17 protein-coding genes are annotated in these 19755 nt (G+C 60.7%); 6 read left to right on the top strand and 11 right to left on the bottom strand.

Annotation, left to right across the window (positions count from 1 at the left end; translation table 11 throughout):
* Nucleotides 1-19 precede the first annotated feature (19 nt).
* Nucleotides 20-421 (bottom strand): cupin domain-containing protein, encoded by a 402-nt coding sequence (locus NTD89_RS29370; protein ID WP_106580481.1) that lies wholly within the window; start codon nt 419-421, stop codon nt 20-22.
* Between the two features lie 84 nt (nt 422-505).
* The gene (locus tag NTD89_RS29365; RefSeq protein ID WP_262211041.1) at nt 506-1939 is read right to left on the bottom strand and encodes a PLP-dependent aminotransferase family protein; all 1434 of its coding nucleotides are present in this window, start codon (nt 1937-1939) and stop codon (nt 506-508) included.
* A 153-nt stretch (nt 1940-2092) separates the two neighbouring features.
* On the opposite strand from NTD89_RS29365, the gene NTD89_RS29360 reads away from it, so the two are divergent.
* On the top strand, nt 2093-2536 hold the full coding sequence (locus tag NTD89_RS29360) for a carboxymuconolactone decarboxylase family protein (protein WP_262211040.1): 444 nt from the start codon (nt 2093-2095) through the stop codon (nt 2534-2536).
* On the opposite strand, the gene NTD89_RS29355 is transcribed toward NTD89_RS29360, so the two are convergent.
* From NTD89_RS29355 to NTD89_RS29330, 6 genes are all read right to left on the bottom strand, one after another.
* Nucleotides 2537-3304 carry an SDR family oxidoreductase gene (locus NTD89_RS29355; protein WP_094952746.1) on the bottom strand — a complete coding sequence of 256 codons (768 nt, stop codon included), beginning with the start codon at nt 3302-3304 and terminating at the stop codon, nt 2537-2539.
* A 22-nt stretch (nt 3305-3326) separates the two neighbouring features.
* Complete coding sequence (locus tag NTD89_RS29350; protein ID WP_262211037.1) at nt 3327-4394, bottom strand: phosphotransferase family protein; 1068 nt, start codon at nt 4392-4394, stop codon at nt 3327-3329.
* A 130-nt stretch (nt 4395-4524) separates the two neighbouring features.
* Complete coding sequence (locus tag NTD89_RS29345; protein ID WP_262211035.1) at nt 4525-6417, bottom strand: pilus assembly protein TadG-related protein; 1893 nt, start codon at nt 6415-6417, stop codon at nt 4525-4527.
* Nucleotides 6418-6508: 91 nt separating this feature from the next.
* Nucleotides 6509-7459: a 2-hydroxyacid dehydrogenase gene (locus NTD89_RS29340; protein ID WP_242198283.1), complete on the bottom strand. Its 951-nt coding sequence runs from the start codon at nt 7457-7459 to the stop codon at nt 6509-6511.
* A 94-nt stretch (nt 7460-7553) separates the two neighbouring features.
* A complete protein-coding gene (locus NTD89_RS29335) occupies nt 7554-8078 on the bottom strand; it encodes a cysteine hydrolase family protein (RefSeq protein WP_262211033.1) in 525 nt (174 codons plus the stop codon).
* Nucleotides 8079-8261: 183 nt separating this feature from the next.
* Nucleotides 8262-8876, bottom strand: coding sequence for a TetR/AcrR family transcriptional regulator (locus tag NTD89_RS29330; protein WP_262211031.1), 615 nt, complete (start codon nt 8874-8876; stop codon nt 8262-8264).
* Between the two features lie 283 nt (nt 8877-9159).
* On the opposite strand from NTD89_RS29330, the gene NTD89_RS29325 reads away from it, so the two are divergent.
* Nucleotides 9160-10437, top strand: coding sequence for a serine/threonine transporter (locus NTD89_RS29325; protein ID WP_242198274.1), 1278 nt, complete (start codon nt 9160-9162; stop codon nt 10435-10437).
* A 139-nt stretch (nt 10438-10576) separates the two neighbouring features.
* Nucleotides 10577-12214: a SulP family inorganic anion transporter gene (locus NTD89_RS29320; protein WP_262211028.1), complete on the top strand. Its 1638-nt coding sequence runs from the start codon at nt 10577-10579 to the stop codon at nt 12212-12214.
* A 196-nt stretch (nt 12215-12410) separates the two neighbouring features.
* Here NTD89_RS29320 and acnB read toward each other — a convergent pair whose 3' ends face one another.
* Complete coding sequence (gene acnB, locus NTD89_RS29315; protein WP_262211059.1) at nt 12411-15020, bottom strand: bifunctional aconitate hydratase 2/2-methylisocitrate dehydratase; 2610 nt, start codon at nt 15018-15020, stop codon at nt 12411-12413.
* Between the two features lie 396 nt (nt 15021-15416).
* On the opposite strand from acnB, the gene NTD89_RS29310 reads away from it, so the two are divergent.
* Complete coding sequence (locus NTD89_RS29310) at nt 15417-15887, top strand: DUF1289 domain-containing protein (RefSeq protein WP_262211026.1); 471 nt, start codon at nt 15417-15419, stop codon at nt 15885-15887.
* Nucleotides 15888-16017: 130 nt separating this feature from the next.
* Here the strand turns inward: NTD89_RS29310 and NTD89_RS29305 are convergent, their stop codons facing one another.
* Nucleotides 16018-16881, bottom strand: a complete 864-nt coding sequence (locus NTD89_RS29305; protein WP_262211024.1) for a universal stress protein — start codon at nt 16879-16881, stop codon at nt 16018-16020.
* Between the two features lie 156 nt (nt 16882-17037).
* Between NTD89_RS29305 and NTD89_RS29300 the strand changes: the two genes are divergently transcribed.
* Both NTD89_RS29300 and NTD89_RS29295 read left to right on the top strand, forming a co-directional pair.
* Entirely contained in the window at nt 17038-17643 is a 606-nt protein-coding gene (locus NTD89_RS29300) for a tRNA-(ms[2]io[6]A)-hydroxylase (protein WP_262211022.1), read from the top strand.
* A 140-nt stretch (nt 17644-17783) separates the two neighbouring features.
* Nucleotides 17784-18341: a hypothetical protein gene (locus NTD89_RS29295; RefSeq protein ID WP_262211020.1), complete on the top strand. Its 558-nt coding sequence runs from the start codon at nt 17784-17786 to the stop codon at nt 18339-18341.
* Between the two features lie 72 nt (nt 18342-18413).
* Here the strand turns inward: NTD89_RS29295 and NTD89_RS29290 are convergent, their stop codons facing one another.
* Nucleotides 18414-19613: an MFS transporter gene (locus tag NTD89_RS29290; RefSeq protein WP_262211018.1), complete on the bottom strand. Its 1200-nt coding sequence runs from the start codon at nt 19611-19613 to the stop codon at nt 18414-18416.
* Nucleotides 19614-19755: the final 142 nt, after the last annotated feature.

The following is a 19755-nucleotide window of genomic DNA, read 5'->3' as shown; positions in this document are numbered from 1 at the left end:
AGTTTTGTGGTGGGGCAGATTACTGCGGCAGCGGCGTCAACACCTCAGCCTTGTCATCCAGCACCATCACCACCAGCAGCTTGGCCGGCTGGGTCTGGCTGGCGTTGCTTGATTCGAAGTGTCGCGAGCCGGCCGCTTCATAGAACGACTCACCGACCTTGTAGGTAATCGCCTTTTCATCGTTGACCCGCGAGGTGATCTCACCCTCCAGCACATACGCCACGGCAGTGCCGGTGTGGCTGTGCGGCACGGTGGCCTGGCCGGGGGCGTAATCGACGGTGAGCATGATGGTTTTCTTGCCGGGCACATTGGTCAAGGCGTGTTCCTGCAGCACCTTGATGGATTCCTGGTTGTAAACCGGCTCGTGGGCGAGGGCGCTGAGCGAGGCGAGCATCAGGGTGGCAGCGAGCAGTCGTTTCATGATGAGGTTTCCGAGAAGTTCGAGACCTCTTCACCCTACGCCGCCGAGTGCACCTGACCAATGACCAATGCGCGGGAAAACCCGCTAGCCAATCTGCTGCAGAATATCGCGCAGCCGGTCCAGCGCCGGGTCGATGTCGAGCAATTCGATGGCGCCGAAGCCGATGATCAACCCTTGGCGCACAGGGGTGTCATGGAAGAACACATCCACCGGGTACACGCCCACTTCCACGCGCCGCGCCAGTTCCATCAGCAACGGGATATCCACCGGCACCTTGCACAGCGCCGCCATGTGAAACCCCGCCACGCTGGGCACCGCTTCAAACCAGGGCGCCAAGTCACCTGCCAGGCGCTGCAGGATGCGTTCGCGGCGCCCGGCGTACACCGTGTGGCAGCGGCGAATGTGCTTGAGCAAGTAGCCTTCGCTGATGAACTTGGCCAGTGCCCATTGCGGCAGGGTGGAGCTGTGCTGGTCGGTCAGTTGCTTGGCCTTGAGCACCGCGCCGTAAATGGCCGGCGGCAGCACCGCATAGCCCAGGCGCAACTCCGGCAGCAGGGTTTTCGAAAAGGTCCCGACGTACGTGACCACGCCACGGCTGTCCATGCTTTGCAGGGAATCGGTGGGGCGGCCTTCGTAGCGAAATTCGCTGTCGTAGTCGTCTTCAATGATGATCGCGCCCAGCTCGAACGCGCGCGCCAGCAAGGCTTCGCGGCGCGCCAGGCTCATGGGCATGCCCAAAGGGAATTGGTGGGACGGGGTCACGTAGATCAGCCGTGTGCCGTCCGGGATCAGGTCGATCTGAATGCCTTGCGCGTCGACCGGCACGCCGGCAACGTGGGCGCCCATGGCCATGAACAACTGGCGCGCGGGGCTGTAGCCGGGGTCTTCCATGGCGACGGTGGTGCCCGGTTCGAGCACCACGCGGGCGATCAGGTCCAGCGCCTGCTGCGCGCCATTGGTGACCACGATGTCGTCGGCGCGGCATTTCACCCCGCGCGAAAACGCGACGTGCCCGGCGATGGCCTCGCGCAGCGCGGGCAAACCTTCCGGTTGACTGTAAAAGCCGCTGTCTCGGGCGATACGCCGTAACGCATCCTGGGTACAGCGCCGCCATTCATCCTGGGGGAACTGATTGCGGGTGGTGGCGCCTCCGATAAATTCATAGCGCAGGGTGCTGTCGCGCGTGGGATGGCGCATGGGCGAAGGCAGCGCCGCCCATTTGCCCAGGTTGGCGGCACAAGCCAGGTCGGCGGCGGTTTGCACGCGCTCGGTTTGCACGGTATGGGCGTTGACGAAAGTGCCGCGGCCGGTCTTGCCCACCAGCAGGCCTTCGTACGTCAGGGTGGCGTAGGTGTCGGACACGGTTTTGCGCGACACGCCGATTTGCTCGGCCAACAAGCGGCTGGGCGGCAGTTGCGCGCCGACCGCCAGGCGTCCGGACGCAATGGCTTCACGCAACTGCCGGTACAGCTGTTCGGCCAGGTCTTTGCGGCCGTTGATCACCACGTGCAGTTCCATGTTTCATCCCAAGGCATTCACTCTGGGCCAAGACTACTCGCTCGCGCAGCGCGCTCAAAATGGTCTGCGCATAAACCGCCCGATTGGCTATAGGGCTTATGGAGCGGGGGCTCTAGGCTAGCGCACACTGACTTGCCCGCCCGAGAACCGCCCATGGAACGCCGTCTGGATTACTACACCGCCTCACCGCAAGCGCTTAAAGGTATGTTGATGCTGGAGGCGGCGACCTTTGAACTGTCCATCGAAAAACCGCTGCTGGAGTTGATCAAGATCCGCGTCTCGCAGCTCAACCACTGCGGGTTTTGCACCGATATGCATTCGATGGCAGCGCGCCAGCGGGGTGAGAGTGAGCGACGCCTGTTTGCGCTGTGCGTATGGCGTGATTCGCCGTTTTTCAGCGCGCGGGAAAAGGCCGCGTTGGCCTGGAGCGAGTCGGTGTCGACGCTGCCGACATCAAGTGTCTCGGATGAACTCTACACGGCAGTGCGCGTGGAGTTCAGCGAGCAGGAATTGGTGGACCTGACCATGGCGGTGTCCAGCATCAGTGGCTGGAACCGCCTGGCGGTGAGCTTTCGCCAGCAACCGCCTAACCCTTGATCAGGACAGGAAACCGCCGTCCACGTTCAGTGACACGCCGGTGGTGTAGCTGGAGGCGTCGCTGGCCAGAAACAGCACCGCGCCGGCCATTTCGCTCGGGTCGGCCACGCGTTTGAGCGGGATCTGCGCCAGCGCCATTTTCAGGATCGAATCGTTCTTCACCAGCGCCGAGGCGAACTTGGTGTCGGTCAGGCCCGGCAGCAGGGCGTTGCAACGAATGCCGAACGCTGCACATTCCTTGGCGAACACTTTGGTCATGTTGATCACAGCGGCCTTGGTCACCGAGTAGATGCCCTGGAACACGCCAGGGGAAATGCCGTTGATCGACGCCACGTTGATGATGCTGCCGCCACCGTTCTCGCGCATCAGCTTGCCGGCTTCCACCGACATGAAGAAGTAGCCGCGAATGTTTACGTCCACAGTCTTCTGGAAGGCGCCGAGGTCGGTGTCCAGCACGTTGCAGAACTGCGGGTTGGTGGCGGCGTTGTTGACCAGGATATCCAGGCGGCCGAACTGTTCACGGATACCGGCAAACACCTGGGTGATCTGCTCCATTTCACCAATGTGGCAGGCCACGGCCGTGGCTTTGCCACCGTCGGCGATGATTGCATCCGCCACGTGCTGGCAGCCTTCCAGCTTGCGGCTGGACACGATCACGTGGGCGCCTTGCTGGGCCAGCAACTTGGCGATGGCTTCACCGATACCGCGGCTGGCGCCGGACACAAAAGCAATCTTGCCGTCGAGGTCGAACAGGTGGGTCTTGGACATGAAGGGTTCCTTGTTCTTGCAGTCAGAGGGCTGATTTGGCGATGACGTTCAGGCTCATTTGCTCCAGCAGCGTGTTCATGTGGATGAACTGCGCAAAGCGTTTGTCCTGGGTCTGGCCGTGGAAGAAGCGGTAGTAGATCTGTTGCACGATGCCGGCCAGGCGGAACAGGCCATAGGTGTAGTAGAAGTCGAAATTGTCGATCTGTAGGCCCGAGCGCTCGGCGTAATAATCGACGAACTGGCGGCGGGTCAGCATGCCGGGGGCGTTGCTTGGCTGGCGACGCATCAGTTGCACCGGTGCCGGGTCGGCGGCTTCGATCCAGTAGGCGAGGGTGTTGCCCAAGTCCATCAGCGGGTCGCCCAGGGTGGTGAGTTCCCAGTCCAGCACGCCAATGATCTGCATCGGGTTTTGCGGGTCGAGGATCACGTTGTCGAAGCGGTAGTCGTTGTGCACGATGCTGGAGGTCGGATGGTCGGCCGGCATCTTGTCGTTGAGCCAGGCGCGCACTTTCTCCCAGCTCGGGGCATCTGGGGTCAGGGCTTTCTCGTAGCGATCACTCCAGCCGCGAATCTGACGCTCTACATACCCTTCAGGCTTGCCCAGGTCGGCCAGGCCGCAGGCGGCGTAATCCACCTGGTGCAGTTCGACGAACTTGTCGATAAAGCTTTTGCACAGCGCCTCGGTCTTGGCGGCGTCCAGGCCCAGTTCGGACGGCAGGTCGGAGCGCAGGATGATGCCGTTGACGCGCTCCATCACATAGAACTCGGCGCCGATCACCGACTCATCGGTGCAATGCACATAGGCCTTGGGGCAGTACGGGAAGCCATCTTTCAACTGGTTGAGAATGCGGTATTCGCGGCCCATGTCGTGGGCGGACTTGGCCTTGTGGCCAAAGGGTGGGCGGCGCAGCACGAATTCCCGGTCCGGGTATTCGAGCAAGTAAGTCAGGTTGGACGCGCCACCGGGGAACTGGCTGATCTTGACCGCGCCGTGCAGGCCCGCAATATGCGCCTTGAGGTAGGGATCGATGAGGCTGGCATCAAGTTCTTCGCCTGGGCGAATCTGGGTCGATTGGTCGTTAAGCGCCATGCTTATCCCTTCTGCTTATTCTAAAGGCCTTGGACTATTGGCTAATCTAATGCGCACCGCCGTCCAGCGACAAGGTCGGGGCGGCTTAATAGGTTAGCGTGTTGGATGATGATCAGCGGGCCTGATGCGCTCAAATCACCAGCATCGCCCGGCCACCGGGGTTGCAGGACAGGTTGGCACCGATTTCGACTTTTGCCAGGTCAATGCCAAGGCCGGCGAGCAGGTTATTGACGATGGGATCGAGAAGCGGGCCGAGTACCCCGCCAATCACGCCCCCAAGCATTGAAAGCAAGCCATTGAGCAGGCCCGTGACCAGGCCCAGCACAGCGCCCAACAGGCTGGCGATTTTTGGCGGGTGGTTGATCAGTTGGATGCCGGTGAGTGTTTCCTTGAGGCTGCTGACGACGTTCGAGGCGGCGAATTGATAATACGTCGGGGTCAGATTGACCGCCGGCGGGTTGGTGTAGGTGTGCGCGCGTTCGGTCCGGGCCACATCGCTGTCGACGCGCACGCCCAGCCCGCCTGCCGCGAAGGCTTGCCGGTCGCTACAGACGCCGGTGCCGCGCTTGCAGGTCTTGGTACCGATATCCACCACCGGGTACTCGTCGACGTGCAGCGTTTGGGTGGATGAAAACAGGTTTTTGGGGTCAACCTGGCCGATCATCGCGCGCAGGGCCGAGGTTTCGCCAAGCACCGACAATGATTTTTTACCACTGTCGCAACTGTAATCCGTGACCTTGGCGCTGCCACCGGCGGCCTCCAGCGCAATGTCGAGTGTGTCGCCGATCTCAAGGCTGGTGACCAGGCAACAATTGGGGTCAAGCAGCCCCAACAAGCCGCTCAGTACTTCATTCAACGCCTGCACCACGCCCCCCAGCGCGTTATTGACCAGCGTGACGATCGGCAGCTTGACCGAAATCAAGGTGCGCACTTGCGCGGTTCGCACATAAATGGGCTGCGTGGCGATGTTCTTCGGGTCGCCGATGCTTGAGAGTTGCCCAGGCTCGATCACTTTGGTCGAGACGGTGACGCCGAGCAGCCCCAGCACATCCACCGGCAGCTCAACGGCAACGGCGCTGGCCTTGTTCGACAACTGCACAAGGCCCTGGATCAGGTTGAACAGCTGCAGTTTCACATCCAGTGCACTTTTGTCCGTGCCGTTCTGGATGTTGATCAGGTCGCCCAAGTGCAGGATTTGCGTGCCCGGCGCAATCAGCTTGATGGCTTCGAGGTTGTTGATGACGAGCGTGACCGCATCGCCACCGAGCTTGAGCACGTCGATGGCGGCCTGGACCAGTTGGCCGACGGTGGCGTCGGTCTTGAGCAACTGATCGTAATTGCCGGCGCTGACGTTCAAGCGGATCGCCAGGGCATCCAAGTACTTGAGCAAACTGATATCGGTGTTGATCAAACCGTTCCAGCCCACCGCGTCGAGCTGCAACTTGCCGCCCAGCAAGCCGCCGATCAAGGCGTTGAGGGCCACGGACTTGGTGCTGTCGACGGTCAACAAGGTGCTGCGCACGGTGAGTGACGCCACCGTTGGGGTTGGCGCGGCGGCGACCGCAGTGGCGCTCAAGAGCGTCATCATGTTGAGGGGTTGAGCCGAGAACAGCGTGAGTAAGCCATGGGCGAGGCTGGTGTGCACACGGTGGGTGGCGATGACCCGGATGGCCTCGGTTTTGGCAGGGTCGGCGCTGAAGGTGCGCATGAAGTCGGCACCGGTGGTCAGGGTGCCGCAGGCAACGGCCAGCGTGCGATTGTCGTCGACAGTGAAGTGGTTGCGCGCTGCGCTTTGGGTCGCAAACTGGGCCGCATTGTTAGTGGGCGCCGCGCACGTGCCGCCGCGGCTGACCGCTTCGAGCGCCGCTGTGTCGACCACCCGCTGTAACTTGCGCTTCTCCAGGTACAAACGGCCGCTGTCGACCACCAGCAATAGAAACAACAGCGCAATCCCAAGGGTCACCGCGCCGATCAAACCGATGGCGCCGCGCTGGCGGGCCGGGCCGAGTCCATGGCCAAACATTCTGCGTTCCTTCGCCGGTCATGCACCGACGTCCTGAGCATCCCCGCAAAGCAGTGTAGTCAGGTTTTACGTCGGCACTGGCTATTCGCTACTAGTTGCGTGGCGGCAGCGTCACCGGTGTAAGCACTGGGCGGCCGGCAAAGTATTCCACCAGGTTGTCGGCCACACGCTGCACCGTATCGTGGGCGGCTTCGGGAGACAGGCCGGCCACGTGGGAGGTGAGTACGGTATTGCTCAGGCGCTTGAGAGCGTCCGGCACTTTGGGCTCGTCGTCGAACACATCCAGCGCCGCGCCGCCGATACGCCGTTGCTCAAGAGCAGCCACCAGGTCTGCCGTGACTACCACGCTGCCGCGTCCGATGTTCACCAGGTAGCCGTTCGGCCCCAGCGCATCCAGGGCGTGGCGATCAATCAGGTGACGGGTGCTTGCACCGCCGGGCGTGGCCAGAATCAGGAAGTCCGAGGTGCGCGCCAGCTCAACGGCGGTGGCGCAATAGGTGTAGTCCACGTCATCGCGGGGCTGGCGGTTGTGATAACTCACCTCCATGCCGAACCCGAGCGCCGCGCGCCTGGCGATCTCCATGCCAACCGCGCCGAGCCCGAGAATCCCCAGCTGCTTGCCGCCCAGGGACGGGCGCATCACCTTCGGCCATTCGCCGCGCCGCACGGCCGCGTCGGTCTGGGGGACGCCGCGCACCAGCGACAGCAGCAACGCCATGGCGTGGTCGGCCACCGACGGCGCATTCACCCCGGCGCCGTTGGTGACGACGATCCCGCGATTGCTCGCCGCCTGCAGGTCCACATGCTCGTAACCGGCACCGATCACGCAGATGATCTCGAGCAAGGGCAATGCGGCGATTTCCTCCGCATACAGCCCCAGCGGGCCACGGGTGAGCACGGCCTTGATCTGCCCGCCATGTGCCTTGATTGCCTGGGCGCGTTCGGCCGGCGTCGGCGCCAGAATCACGTGAAAGTCGTTGCTCTCGATGATTTGCAGGTATTCGTTGATGGTTTCAACCAGGACCAGAACAGTGGTGGACATCGGAAGGCGCTTCCTGAAGGGTTTGAAGAGTGAGTATGCGGGATTTGTAAGACAGAACGTTTTGTTCCGCCAGAAAAATCCCGCATAGACGCCGTTAGAACGCGATGCTGTGCGCTTTCACCCGTTTCACAAACGCCCCGGCCAGGGTTTCGTTGTGATGCTCGATGATCGCCTCGGCAGGCAACGCGTTGGTGTTCATGCAGGTATGGCCGTCCTCGGGCAATGTCACCGAAAACCCAAGTTCGACTGCGACTCGGCAGGTAGTGTCGATGCAGAACTGGGTTTTCATCCCCACAATCACCAGTTCATCGACCTGCGCCGCCGCCAGTTGCTGCGCCAGATCAGTTCCCAGAAAACAGCTGGGGCGGGTCTTGTTGAAGACATGGTCGCGAGCGGCGTCGACCTGCAGGCCCGGCCACAACTGCCACAACGGGCTGCCGGCTTCTATCGGGGAGCCTGAGGGACCGGTGTGTTGGGCCACGAAGATCGGCGCGTGGGCGCTGCGCGCGCGTTGAATGAGTTGATTGATGGTGCCCAGCACCCGTTCGCGCTCGAAAGGCTTGTCGGGCCCGTCGTACAAGCCGTTTTGCATATCGATGATCAGCAGGGCGTTTGCCATGGTCTTGCTCCTTGCAGTGGCCAGATGGCGGGGCAATAAAAAGGCCCCGTCCATTGCTGGCGGGGCCTTGGGTTGAATCCGGGGTGTTTTAGTTCAAGCACCCACAGCCACCACACGACCCGCCATAAGCGGTCGTGGTGGTGGTGCGGGTGAGGTGCAGCGCAATAGGCTTCATGGGCCCGATCATGCTGGGACGGGCGCAGGGCTGTCAACGGGCGCGTCCGATTTCGCCTCGGGTAGCAGCGTATTTCGTGCAGCCTCCAGGAATTCGTCTGACAGGCTACTGCCGCGTGTCGCACGAGCGAGGGTGACGGCGCCGATCATCATCGCGTAGTTGGCCAGCATGGCCTGACGGTCTTGAGCCTGCAACTGCGCAAAGATTTCCAGCGACCGTTCAACACCGGCGATGAAGGTACGCTGTAATTGCGTGTTGGCGGGCTCATGGCACATGTCCGGGGTAAAGGCCGATATCGGGCAGCCGTCGCCGGGATTGTCGCGGTGGGTGGCCGAAAAATAGTGGCGCAAGATGGTCTCGCATGCCGATTGCGGGTCTTCACTGCGCTCGATTTTTTCCTGCCAGCCCTGGTTCGAATGCTCAAATGCCTGCTGGCAAGCCTCGGTGGCCAAGGCTTCCTTGGAAGCAAAGTGCCCGTAGAAACCGCCGTGGGTCAGGCCGGCGGCGGCCATCACGTCCGCCAGGCTGATGCCGTGCAGCCCGCGCTCACGAAACAGGTGCGTGGCAGCCTCGACGATGATTTCACGGTTGAGTTCGGCTTGTTTGCGGGACACGCGAGGCATGGCGGGGCTCTCAGAATAAAGGCGGGCGTTGCCTGAAAAGTACAGCAAAGCCCGCGATTCCAAAATAGATTTGTTTGGGCATGTATTACTTCGACGCTGCTGCAGCCCTCTGGAACCGCTGCCTGCAGCGATCTCGACTGATCTGCATTGGGGCACCGTTCCTCAGCTAAGTCTTTGCTTATTCAGGAGAATCCCGGACAATCGCGCGCTTGTTATGGTCGGGGCGCTGCCTGTCAGGTTTTTCTGACTCGTCCCGGCTGTGGAAATGCGGAGATCCGACCGGATGAATGATCAGGCCAATAGCGTCGACGAACGCTATGCAACGACACCTGCAACCCTCACAGGCTGGAGCCGCCAGGACACCACCTGGATGCTCGGGCTGTTCGGCACCGCCATCGGCGCCGGTACTTTGTTTTTGCCTATCAACGCGGGCCTCGGGGGCTTCTGGCCGCTGGTGATCCTGGCGTTGCTGGCATTCCCGATGACGTTCTTTGCCCACCGTGGCCTGACCCGTTTCGTCCTGTCCGGCCGTGAAGGTTCCGACATTACCGACGTGGTCGAAGAGCATTTCGGTCTCAAGGCCGGCGCACTGATCACTTTGCTGTACTTCTTCGCCATCTTCCCGATCCTGCTGATCTACAGCGTGGCCCTGACCAACACCGTCAGCAGCTTCATGGAGCACCAGCTGCACATCATGCCGCCGCCGCGCGCGATCCTGGCATTTGTGCTGATCCTCGGCCTGTTGGCCGTGGTGCGGTGCGGCGAGCAGGTGATCGTCAAGGCCATGAGCCTGATGGTGTATCCGTTTATCGTCGCGTTGCTGTTTCTGGCCGTGTACCTGATCCCGCACTGGACCGGCGGCATTCTCAGCACCGCCCGTGAAGTCCCGGCGCCGTCGGCGTTGCTCAACACGTTGTGGCTGGCGATTCCGGTGATGGTGTTCTCGTTCAACCATTCGCCGATCATCTCGGCCTTTGCGGTGGACCAGAAGCGCCAGTACGGCGCCAACGCGGATGAGCGCAGCTCGCAGATCCTGTGCCGCGCACACCTGTTGATGGTGGTGATGGTGCTGTTCTTCGTGTTCAGCTGTGTACTGACCCTGACGCCGGCGCAGCTGGCCGAAGCGAAAGCACAGAACCTGTCGATCCTGTCGTACCTGGCCAACCACTTCGACAACCCGACCATCGCCTTCGCCGCGCCGTTGATTGCATTCGTGGCGATTGCCAAGTCGTTCCTGGGCCACTACATCGGCGCCAGCGAAGGCCTCAAGGGTCTGGTGCTCAAGACCGGTCGCCGCCCGGCGGCCAAGTCCCTGGACCGCATGACCGCCGCCTTCATGCTGGTGGTGTGCTGGCTCGTCGCCACGCTGAACCCGAGCATTCTCGGCATGATCGAGACGCTGGGCGGCCCGATCATCGCGTCGATCCTGTTCCTGATGCCGATGTATGCGATCCGCAAGGTACCGGCCATGGCCAAGTACCGCGGGCAGGCGTCCAACGTGTTTGTTACCGCAGTTGGTCTGGTCGCGATTACCGCGTTGGTTTACTCGCTGCTGTCCTGACACCGAGCTGTACACCCCAAGGCCGATTCGCGCATTGCGTGAATCGGCTTTTTTGTGCCTGGAAACCCTGTCCTGGCTCAACCGCTGACGGGCAATGGAGGCTAAGCTGACGCAGGTTTTATTTGCCAGGATGGGCTGATTGAAAACTGCAATTGATGTGACGTCGTCCAGTCGTACCCAGGACCTACTCGCCGGGTTATCCATTGCCGGATTGCTGCTGCCGGAGGCTGTGGCTTATGCCAGCATCGCCGCGCTGCCGCCCCAGGCCGGGGTGATTGCGCTGTTTGCCGGGCTGGTGTGTTACGGCCTGTTCGGCACCAGCCGCTTTGCGATTGTCTCGGCCACCTCGTCTTCGGCAGCAGTACTGGCCGCCGCCACCGCCAGCCTGGCGGGCGGTGACTCGGCGCTGAGGCTGGCGCTGGCGTTCGGGTTGGTGTTGAGCACCGGGGTGTTGTTCCTGCTGGCCGGGCTGTTCAAGCTTGGCGGTGTTACTTCCTTTATCGCTAAACCGGTGTTGCGCGGGTTTGCCTTCGGCCTGGCGCTGACCATCATTCTCAAGCAGCTGGCCAACGTGGTCGGTGTGCACTTGACCGACAACAACTTGATCCGCTTCCTGCCGCAACTGATGGAGCAACTGCCCCGGTGGAACTGGCCGGCTGCGCTGGTCGCGGCGATTGCGTTGGGAGTGCTTTGGTTGTGCGCGCGTATTCCGCGCCTGCCGGGCGGGCTGCTGGTGGTGATCCTGGGCATTGTTGCCGGGCAGTACCTGGATTTACAGGCCCATGGTGTGGCGTTGATCGGTCTGATCGACTTGCGCTTGGAGTTCGGGCATTTGCCGGTGCTGCCATTCGCCGATTGGCTGCGCCTGGGTGAGCTGGCGTTTGCCTTGGTCATGATCCTGTATGCGGAGTCCTATGGCTCTATCAGCTCGTTCGCGCTTAAGCACGGCGACCGCGTGACATCCAACCGCGACTTGCTTGCGCTGGGTGCGGCCAACCTGATCTCCGGGCTGTTTCACGGCATGCCGGCCGGTGCCGGCTATTCCGCAACCTCGGCCAATGAGGCCGCCGGTGCCGGTTCACGCCTGGCCGGAATCGTTGCCGCTCTGGTGGTGCTGTTGATCGTGCTGACCGTGCTGCCCTATGTCGCGCTGACCCCGGAACCGGTGCTTGCCGCCATCGTCATCTACGCGTTGGGCCGTGGTTTGAGCCTGCAGCCGCTGGGGCGTTACTTTTTCTGGCGGCGCGATCGTCTGCTGGTGATCTGTGCCGTGGCGGCAGTGCTGGTGCTAGGCGTGCTGGATGGCTTGCTGGTGTCGGTAGCGATCAGCGTGGTGCTGATGCTGCGCCAGATGTCATCGGCTGATATCCAGGTGCTGGGGCGCTTGGGTGACAGCCATGATTTTGTCGATCGTCAACACCACGCCGATGCAGTGGAAGTGCCGGGCCTGTTGATCGTGCGGCCCAGCGAGGCGCTGTTTTTTGCCAATGCCGAACGCATTCTGGGTGCGGCATTGCGCTTGATGCGCCAGTCGCCGGTGGAGGCGGTGGTGCTGAGCCTGGAAGAATCTCCGGATCTGGATGGCACCAGTATCGAAGCGCTGGCGGCGTTTTTCGCGCAGGTGCGCGGGGAGGGCAAGCGCTTGGTGCTGGCGCGCGTGCGGCATGAGGCGTTGGACGTGCTGCAAGCCTTGCCGGAGGCGCTTGCGCCACAGGTCTTGCTCAGTGGCTTAAGCGTTGACGGTGCGGTGCAGTTGGCGCTGCGGCACCAGTCCTGAGTGTGGAACACGTCAACTGTGGGAGCTGGCTTGCCTGCGATAGCGGTAGATCAGCCAAAGATGCATCAACTGACGGACAGCTATCGCAGGCAAGCCAGCTCCCACAGGTATTTTGTGGTGGTGTCGAGGTTGTATTCCAGGCATAAAAAAACGCCGCGTACCTTGCGATACGCGGCGTCCTTTATGTCAACACACCTTAGGCTTGAATCACCGGGATGTTGGCGCTTGCTGCGATTTTGCGGAACTCGGCGATCTGGTCGAAGTTCAGGTAGCGGTAAACGTCACTGGCCATGGTGTCCAGTTTGGCCGCGTAGACCATGTACTCTTCGACGGTCGGCAGGCGACCCAGCGTGGAGGCCACTGCCGCCAGCTCAGCCGAGGCCAGGTAGACGTTGGCACCATCACCCAGACGGTTCGGGAAGTTACGGGTCGAGGTCGACACAACGGTCGAGTTCGGTTCTACGCGTGCCTGGTTACCCATGCACAGCGAGCAGCCCGGCATTTCCATGCGCGCGCCAGCCTTGCCGTAGATGCCGTAGTAGCCTTCTTCGGTCAGTTGGTGAGCGTCCATCTTGGTCGGCGGCGACAGCCACAGACGGGTTGGCAGCTGACCCTTGACCTGTTCCAGCAACTTACCGGCCGCGCGGAAGTGACCGATGTTGGTCATGCACGAACCGATGAACACTTCGTCGATCTTCTCGCCGGCAACGCTGGACAACAGACGGGCATCGTCCGGGTCGTTGGGTGCGCAGAGGATCGGCTCGTTGATTTCAGCCAGGTCGATTTCGATGATTTCGGCGTATTCCGCGTCGGCATCGGCTTCCATCAGCTCAGGGTTGGCAACCCAGGCTTCCATCGCTTGGGCGCGACGTTCCAGGGTACGTGCATCGCCGTAGCCTTCGCCGATCATCCAGCGCAGCAGGGTGATGTTGGAGTTCAGGTACTCGGTGACGGAGTCTTTCGACAGCTTGATGGTGCAACCGGCAGCCGAACGTTCGGCCGAGGCGTCGGACAGCTCGAAAGCCTGTTCCAGCGTCAGGTCGTTCAGGCCTTCGATCTCCAGGATGCGGCCGGAGAAGGCGTTCTTCTTGCCTTTCTTCTCTACGGTCAACAGGCCAGCCTGGATCGCGTAGTAAGGAATGGCGTGAACCAGGTCACGCAGGGTGATGCCTGGTTGCATTTTGCCTTTGAAGCGCACCAGGATCGATTCCGGCATGTCCAGCGGCATGACGCCGGTGGCTGCGGCGAACGCGACCAGACCGGAACCGGCCGGGAACGAGATGCCCATCGGGAAGCGGGTGTGGGAGTCGCCACCGGTGCCGACGGTGTCCGGCAGCAGCATGCGGTTCAGCCAGCTGTGGATGATGCCGTCGCCTGGACGCAGCGATACACCGCCACGGGTCATGATGAAGTCAGGCAGGGTGTGGTGGGTGGTCACGTCGATCGGCTTGGGGTAAGCCGCGGTGTGGCAGAACGACTGCATCACCAGATCGGTCGAGAAGCCCAGGCACGCCAGGTCTTTGAGTTCATCACGGGTCATGGGACCGGTGGTGTCCTGGGAGCCCACGGTGGTCATCTTCGGTTCGCAGTAGGTGCCAGGACGAACGCCTTTGCCTTCTGCCAGACCGCAGGCGCGACCGACCATTTTTTGCGCCAGGGTGAAGCCCTTGTCGCTTTCAGCCGGCGCTTCCGGCAGCTTGAACAGGGTCGAAGGCGGCAGGCCGAGTTCGGCACGTGCCTTCTCGGTCAGGCCACGGCCGATGATCAGCGGGATACGGCCGCCGGCACGGACTTCGTCCAACAGCACCGGCGTCTTCATTTCGAAGGTGGTCAGGACTTCATCGGTGCCGTGTTTGCAGACTTTGCCAGCATGCGGGTACAGGTCGATCACGTCGCCCATGTTCATGTTGGTGACGTCGAATTCGATTGGCAGTGCGCCGGCATCTTCCATGGTGTTGTAGAAGATGGGAGCGATTTTGCTGCCGAAGCAGAAGCCGCCAGCGCGCTTGTTCGGCACGTAAGGAACGTCGTCGCCGAAGAACCACAGTACGGAGTTGGTCGCCGATTTACGCGACGAACCGGTACCGACCACGTCACCGACGTAGGCGATCGGGAAGCCTTGGCCGCGCATCTCTTCGATCTGCTTCATCGGGCCGGTCTTGCCTTGCTCGTCCGGCACGATGCCTTCGCGAGCCATTTTCAGCATGGCCAGGGCGTGCAGCGGGATGTCAGGGCGGGACCAGGCGTCCGGGGCAGGGGACAGGTCGTCGGTGTTGGTTTCGCCGGTGACCTTGAACACGCGCAGGCTGATCTTGTCGGCCAGGGTAGGGCGGTTCTTGAACCACTCGCCGTCAGCCCAGGATTGCAGCACGGCTTTGGCGTGCTCGTTGCCGTTCTTGGCTTTTTCAGCCACGTCGTGGAACGCATCGAACATCAGCAGGGTGTGCTTGAGCTGGGCGGCAGCGACAGGCGCCAACTCGGCGTCGTCCAGCAGCTCGACCAACGTCACGATGTTGTAGCCGCCTTGCATGGTGCCAAGCAGTTCAACCGCGCGTTTTTTGTCGATCAGGGGAGAAGTGGCTTCGCCCTTGGCCAGGGCAGACAGGAAACCGGCCTTGACGTAGGCAGCTTCGTCAACGCCTGGTGGAATGCGGTTGGTGATCAGGTCAACGAGGAATTCTTCTTCGCCAGCCGGGGGATTTTTCAGCAGCTCGACCAGGCCTGCGGTTTGTTCGGCGTTAAGCGGCTGGGGAACGATACCCAGTGCTGCACGCTCTTCGATATGTTTGCGGTAGGCTTCAAGCACAGTTATTACCCTCATCAGTGGTCCCACGGGACGCTCATCCAGAAATGAACGGCACGCATGCGCTCGGGGGCTTTTTGGGCCGCAAAGCCAGCGCTGCCGGCATTCCTCACAGAAGCTGCTTTCAAAGTTTTACGCCTGCAGAACGGAGCTGATGAGGGTTGGCGCTGGCATTTACCTACCGGGTAATAACCATCGCCAACACCGTTCTGAAGGAACGACTGTGCTCGTGACGCTTTGAAAACAGCTTCCAGCGGATTATTGGCGCCTTACAAGGCCGGATGATTCTACGGCAAAAAAAATCTAAAGGTAAGTTGCCTAACCAAGTTTGCTGGGTGATCAACCTTAGACAAAGGGCTAACATGCGGCATTGTTTCGCGGATTTGTGTGTCGTTGCCTATGCCCAACCAAACCATCAAGACCCCCTGCGTCGGCCTGTGCTCCACGGTTTACGGCGACCTCGTGTGCCGTGGCTGCAAGCGCTTCCACCACGAAGTGATCCTGTGGAATGGCTACAACGAGGAAGAAAAACGCGCGGTATGGCTGCGGCTCGAGCAACTGCTGGTGCAGGTGATGGCCGGTAAACTCGAAGTGTTCGACCCCAAGATGCTGCGCGGGCAGTTGGAGCAGCGCAAGATTCGCTTTGTGCCGCACCAGTCCGAGTACTGTTGGGCCTATCAATTGATCGCCCGTGGCGCGCGGGTGATTTCCAACCTGGAAGCCTATGGCATGGTGCTGCTGCCAGAGTTTCGCGACTGGGCGTTGCCGGAGCTGCGCGATGCGATTGATCGGGAGTTTTTTATCCTCTCGGAGGCGCACTACCAGCGCTATATCGCCCCGGGGTTCCTGAAAGACGCGTTGGGGCACTGACGGTAGCGGGCAATGTGGGAGCTGGCTTGCCTGCGATGGCGACCTGTCAGTCGATACACCGTTGTCTGATCTACCGCTATCGCAGGCAAGCCAGCTCCCACCATGATCTTGGTTGCCTGAAGGGTATGGGTCAGGCCCTGGTCGCCAGTTCTTCCAGGTGATCCATCAGTTCCTGCGGCTTGAGCACCAGCACATCGCTTTCCACCGCATCCAGCACCACTTCCGCCGTATTGCCAATAAGCGCCCCGGAAATCCCCGTGCGCGCCACGGTGCCGATAATTGTCACCGCCGCCTGCCACTTATGCGCCGCATGGGGAATCAGCACATCCGCCGGGCCTTCTTCGATGTGCAGATGGGTGTCGTCGATATCGAACTCGGCCTGGAACGCCTTGCACTGCTCGCGATAGCGCGCCTCGATGGTTTCCTTGAGCTGAAACGTCGGGTCACTGGCCGACAGCATCGGCGAGGGATGGGCGCTGATCACGTGCAATTGCGCCTTGGCCAGGCTCGCAATTTCGAAGCCGTGATCAATGATGGTGTTGTGCAGCGCCAGATGTTCACTGTCGTGGTTGCCCACATCGATTGCCGCCAGCACCACCTTGTCGGCCCACGGCGTCGAGGTTTTCACCAGCAGCACAGGCGTTGGGCAATAGCGCAGCAGCTTCCAGTCGGCCGGCGTCAACAAGGCCTTTTTCAGCGGGCTGTCGGCGAAGTGCTGCTTGATCACCAGCCCACAGCCCTCGGCTTGCTGCACATCGATGATGGTTTCATGCAGGCTCTCATTCCACGCCTGCTCGGTGGTCACGCTGTAGCCGTCTTCATGCAGGCCGGACTTGAGCAGGCTCAGCAGCGCCGAATGCTCGTGTTTCTTGTCGCAGACCAGCAAATGCAGGTGCGCGCCGGTGACCCCGGCGATCAGCTTGGCGCGCTTGAGCGCCAGGCTTTCCGAGTGCTCGGGCTCGATGACCACCAGGATGCTGCGGATAGCTTGCATGGACGGATCTCCAGAGACGCAAAAAAGGGGCCTTGCACAACTATAGTTGCTGCCCGCCAGACGTCATGTTGATGCACATCAAAGCCAGTGGCTGGTGGTCTGCGGCGGGGTCGGTATAATCGGCGCCCTTTTGTGATCTATTTGCCCGTGAGCCCGATGAACCTGCCCGAAATCCACGAATTCCTCGGCTGCCGCACCCCCGACGCCTGGGTCCAGGCTGCCTTGGCCGATCAGGCAACCCTGCTGATCGACCACAAGAACTGCGAATTCAAAGCCGCCAGCACCGCCTTGAGCCTGATTGCCAAGTACCACGCGCATGTTGACCTGATCAATATGATGTCGCGCCTGGCGCGCGAAGAGCTGGTGCACCACGAGCAAGTCATGCGCCTGATCAAAAAGCGCAAAGTCGAGCTGCGCCAACTGCACGCCGGCCGTTATGCCTCGGGTTTGCGCAAAGTGGTGCGCAGCCATGAACCGGTCAAACTGGTGGACACCCTGGTGGTCGGCGCCTTCATTGAAGCGCGCAGTTGCGAGCGTTTCGAAGCACTGGTGCCGCATTTGGACGAAGAACTCGGCAAGTTCTATTTCGGTTTGCTCAAAAGCGAGGCGCGGCACTTCCAGGGTTATTTGAAACTGGCCTACCAGTACGGCGACGCCAAAGACATCGCCCAAGTGATCGAGCGGGTCAGGGCGACCGAGCAGGCGCTGATCGAATCACCCGACATCGAGTTCCGCTTTCACAGTGGCGTGCCAGCGATCTAATCGAATGTATTCCTAGTCGCGCTGGCATCGTTTTAAATTTTATTTATCCACTAATTGTACTCAAACGCGAGCCGCTCCCGGCCACCGCGCTATGGCGCGCCGTGTAATTTTGATGTTTATAGATGGAGGCGTTCACCTTAATGGAAGAAGTTATGCTGCAGTGGTTGTCTGAGCCTTCATTTTGGAGCACTACCGTTCTGCTTGTATGTTTGGTGCCCACCATACTTGGAATGTTGTTTGGAACGCCTAAAAGACGCTCAGTAGAAGCGGTGTGGCTTTATCGTGGCGCAGGCGTCGAAGTACTTTTCGTGCTTTTACCTTTTGTCCTTTATGCAGTAGGCAACTCGCTCAATGGGTCATTCGCTAAGTTTATGGCAAGCCCAGAGCTGCCGATGGCCGCAATGGTGCTTTTTGCGATGACCTTATTTTCAATGTTCAAAGGAATTTATGCGTCCCAAGGTCGCGTCGCAATAGAGGCTTTTTTAGTAGGGCTGGTTATCTCTATTTTTCTAGTGACCACCTGTGGCGTGTATGTTTTTTGGCTCGCTTTCAAGCAGGATGTCTGGCTATGGTTCGGGCCTATAAATGCTGTTTTGATTGTTCTTGCAGCGATGTTCTCTTTTGCTATCACTGCATCAATGGCTTATTTGGGCCGGTTCCCGGAACACTTTGGCGCCGAAGCTGATACGCAGTCTTGAAGCTTTTCAAAAAAAGCGCACTGTTCACCTTAAATAATGTTGTGAGCTTATACCCTCCGGTTGTGAATCGAATCACCCGACATCGAGTTCCGCTTTCACAGTGGCGTGCCAGCCTGAGGCGACGGCCACGCCCAGCAGTGCGGTGATCCCGGTCAGCAGCAGGATCACCGTTTGTGTGCCCAGCGGCGCCGCCAGCACGCCAATCAACAAACCCGCCAACGGCTGCGACAGGTTGTTGAGCAGCGTGATCACGCCCACGGTTTTGCCAAAATCCTGTACCGGAATCACGCGCTGACGGGTGCTGCGTAGGTACAGGTTAAACATCTTGTCGAAGCCGGTGATCAGCAGGAACCCAAAGGTGTAGGCCCATACGCTGGGGCTGATGGCCGTGATCAGTGCGCCCACGCCGATCATCGAATACGACAGGCCGCCCAGTACCTTCAACGGCAAGGTTGCGCGCGCCAGGTAAAACAGAATCCCGATCGTCACCACCGCGCCCGCAGCTTGCAGCAGGGCGTACGTATCCTTGCCGGCGCCATAGTGGCCGGTGACCATCGCCGCCGACGTGGCCAGCGTCACGCCAATAATCAGGTTCACGCCCACCGCCAGGGTGATGATCCGCTTCAATTCGGCGAGCGTGCGGATATGCCCGAAGGCAATGCGCAGCGGTTGCAGCCAGATGTCCCGGTGCTGCTCGAAGGTTGGCAGGCTCACCGCGCTGGTGCGCTGCCACAGCAGCATGGCCAGGTCCGCCAGCACAAACAGCCCGGCAACCCCCAGCACCACCCAATGCCAGGCCCACACTTCTAGCATCAGCGCCGCCAGCAGCGGGCCGAGCACCAGGCCACTCTGGTCGGCGATTTGTGAATAGGAAAGGGTCTTGGCGTAGGTGTACTGCTTGAAAATATGCGGCATCAACACTTCACGCGCCATGATGCCCTGGGTGGTCAGCACGCCGCACAGCGCCGAGAGCATGACGATCCAGTAAATGCCGTCGAACACGCCGTACAAGGCCACGGCCACCACGCAGGCCAGCGCCCGGTAAACCTGGCTGATATGCAGGATGCGCACGGGTGAAATTTTGTCGCACACCGCGCCACACACCGGGAAGGCCAGGTAACGCGGCAGCGACTCGAAAAAAAACGCCAGGCCGGCCCAGGACACACTCTGGGTGGTCTGGAACACGATCAGTGGCACGATAAACAACAGAATCTGGTCCGCCAGCCGCGACAGAAACAGCGAAACAAAGAACGCCAGGTAATCCTTGCGCATACAACTCCCTGTGAATGGCGTTAAAGATTGCAGGCTATTTGTTAAAAACTCTTAAAAGCATGAAGCTTGGTCGGCCACTGATGGCCAGCGGCTTCTGTTGAGCAGCTTGCCACCTATAATGCCCGCACTTCAATCCGCGCAG

Source organism: Pseudomonas sp. 14P_5.3_Bac1 (assembly GCF_025466135.1).
Lineage (GTDB): Bacteria > Pseudomonadota > Gammaproteobacteria > Pseudomonadales > Pseudomonadaceae > Aquipseudomonas.
Note: the sequence above shows the minus strand (reverse complement) of the source record. Positions and strands in the feature narration are given on the sequence as shown.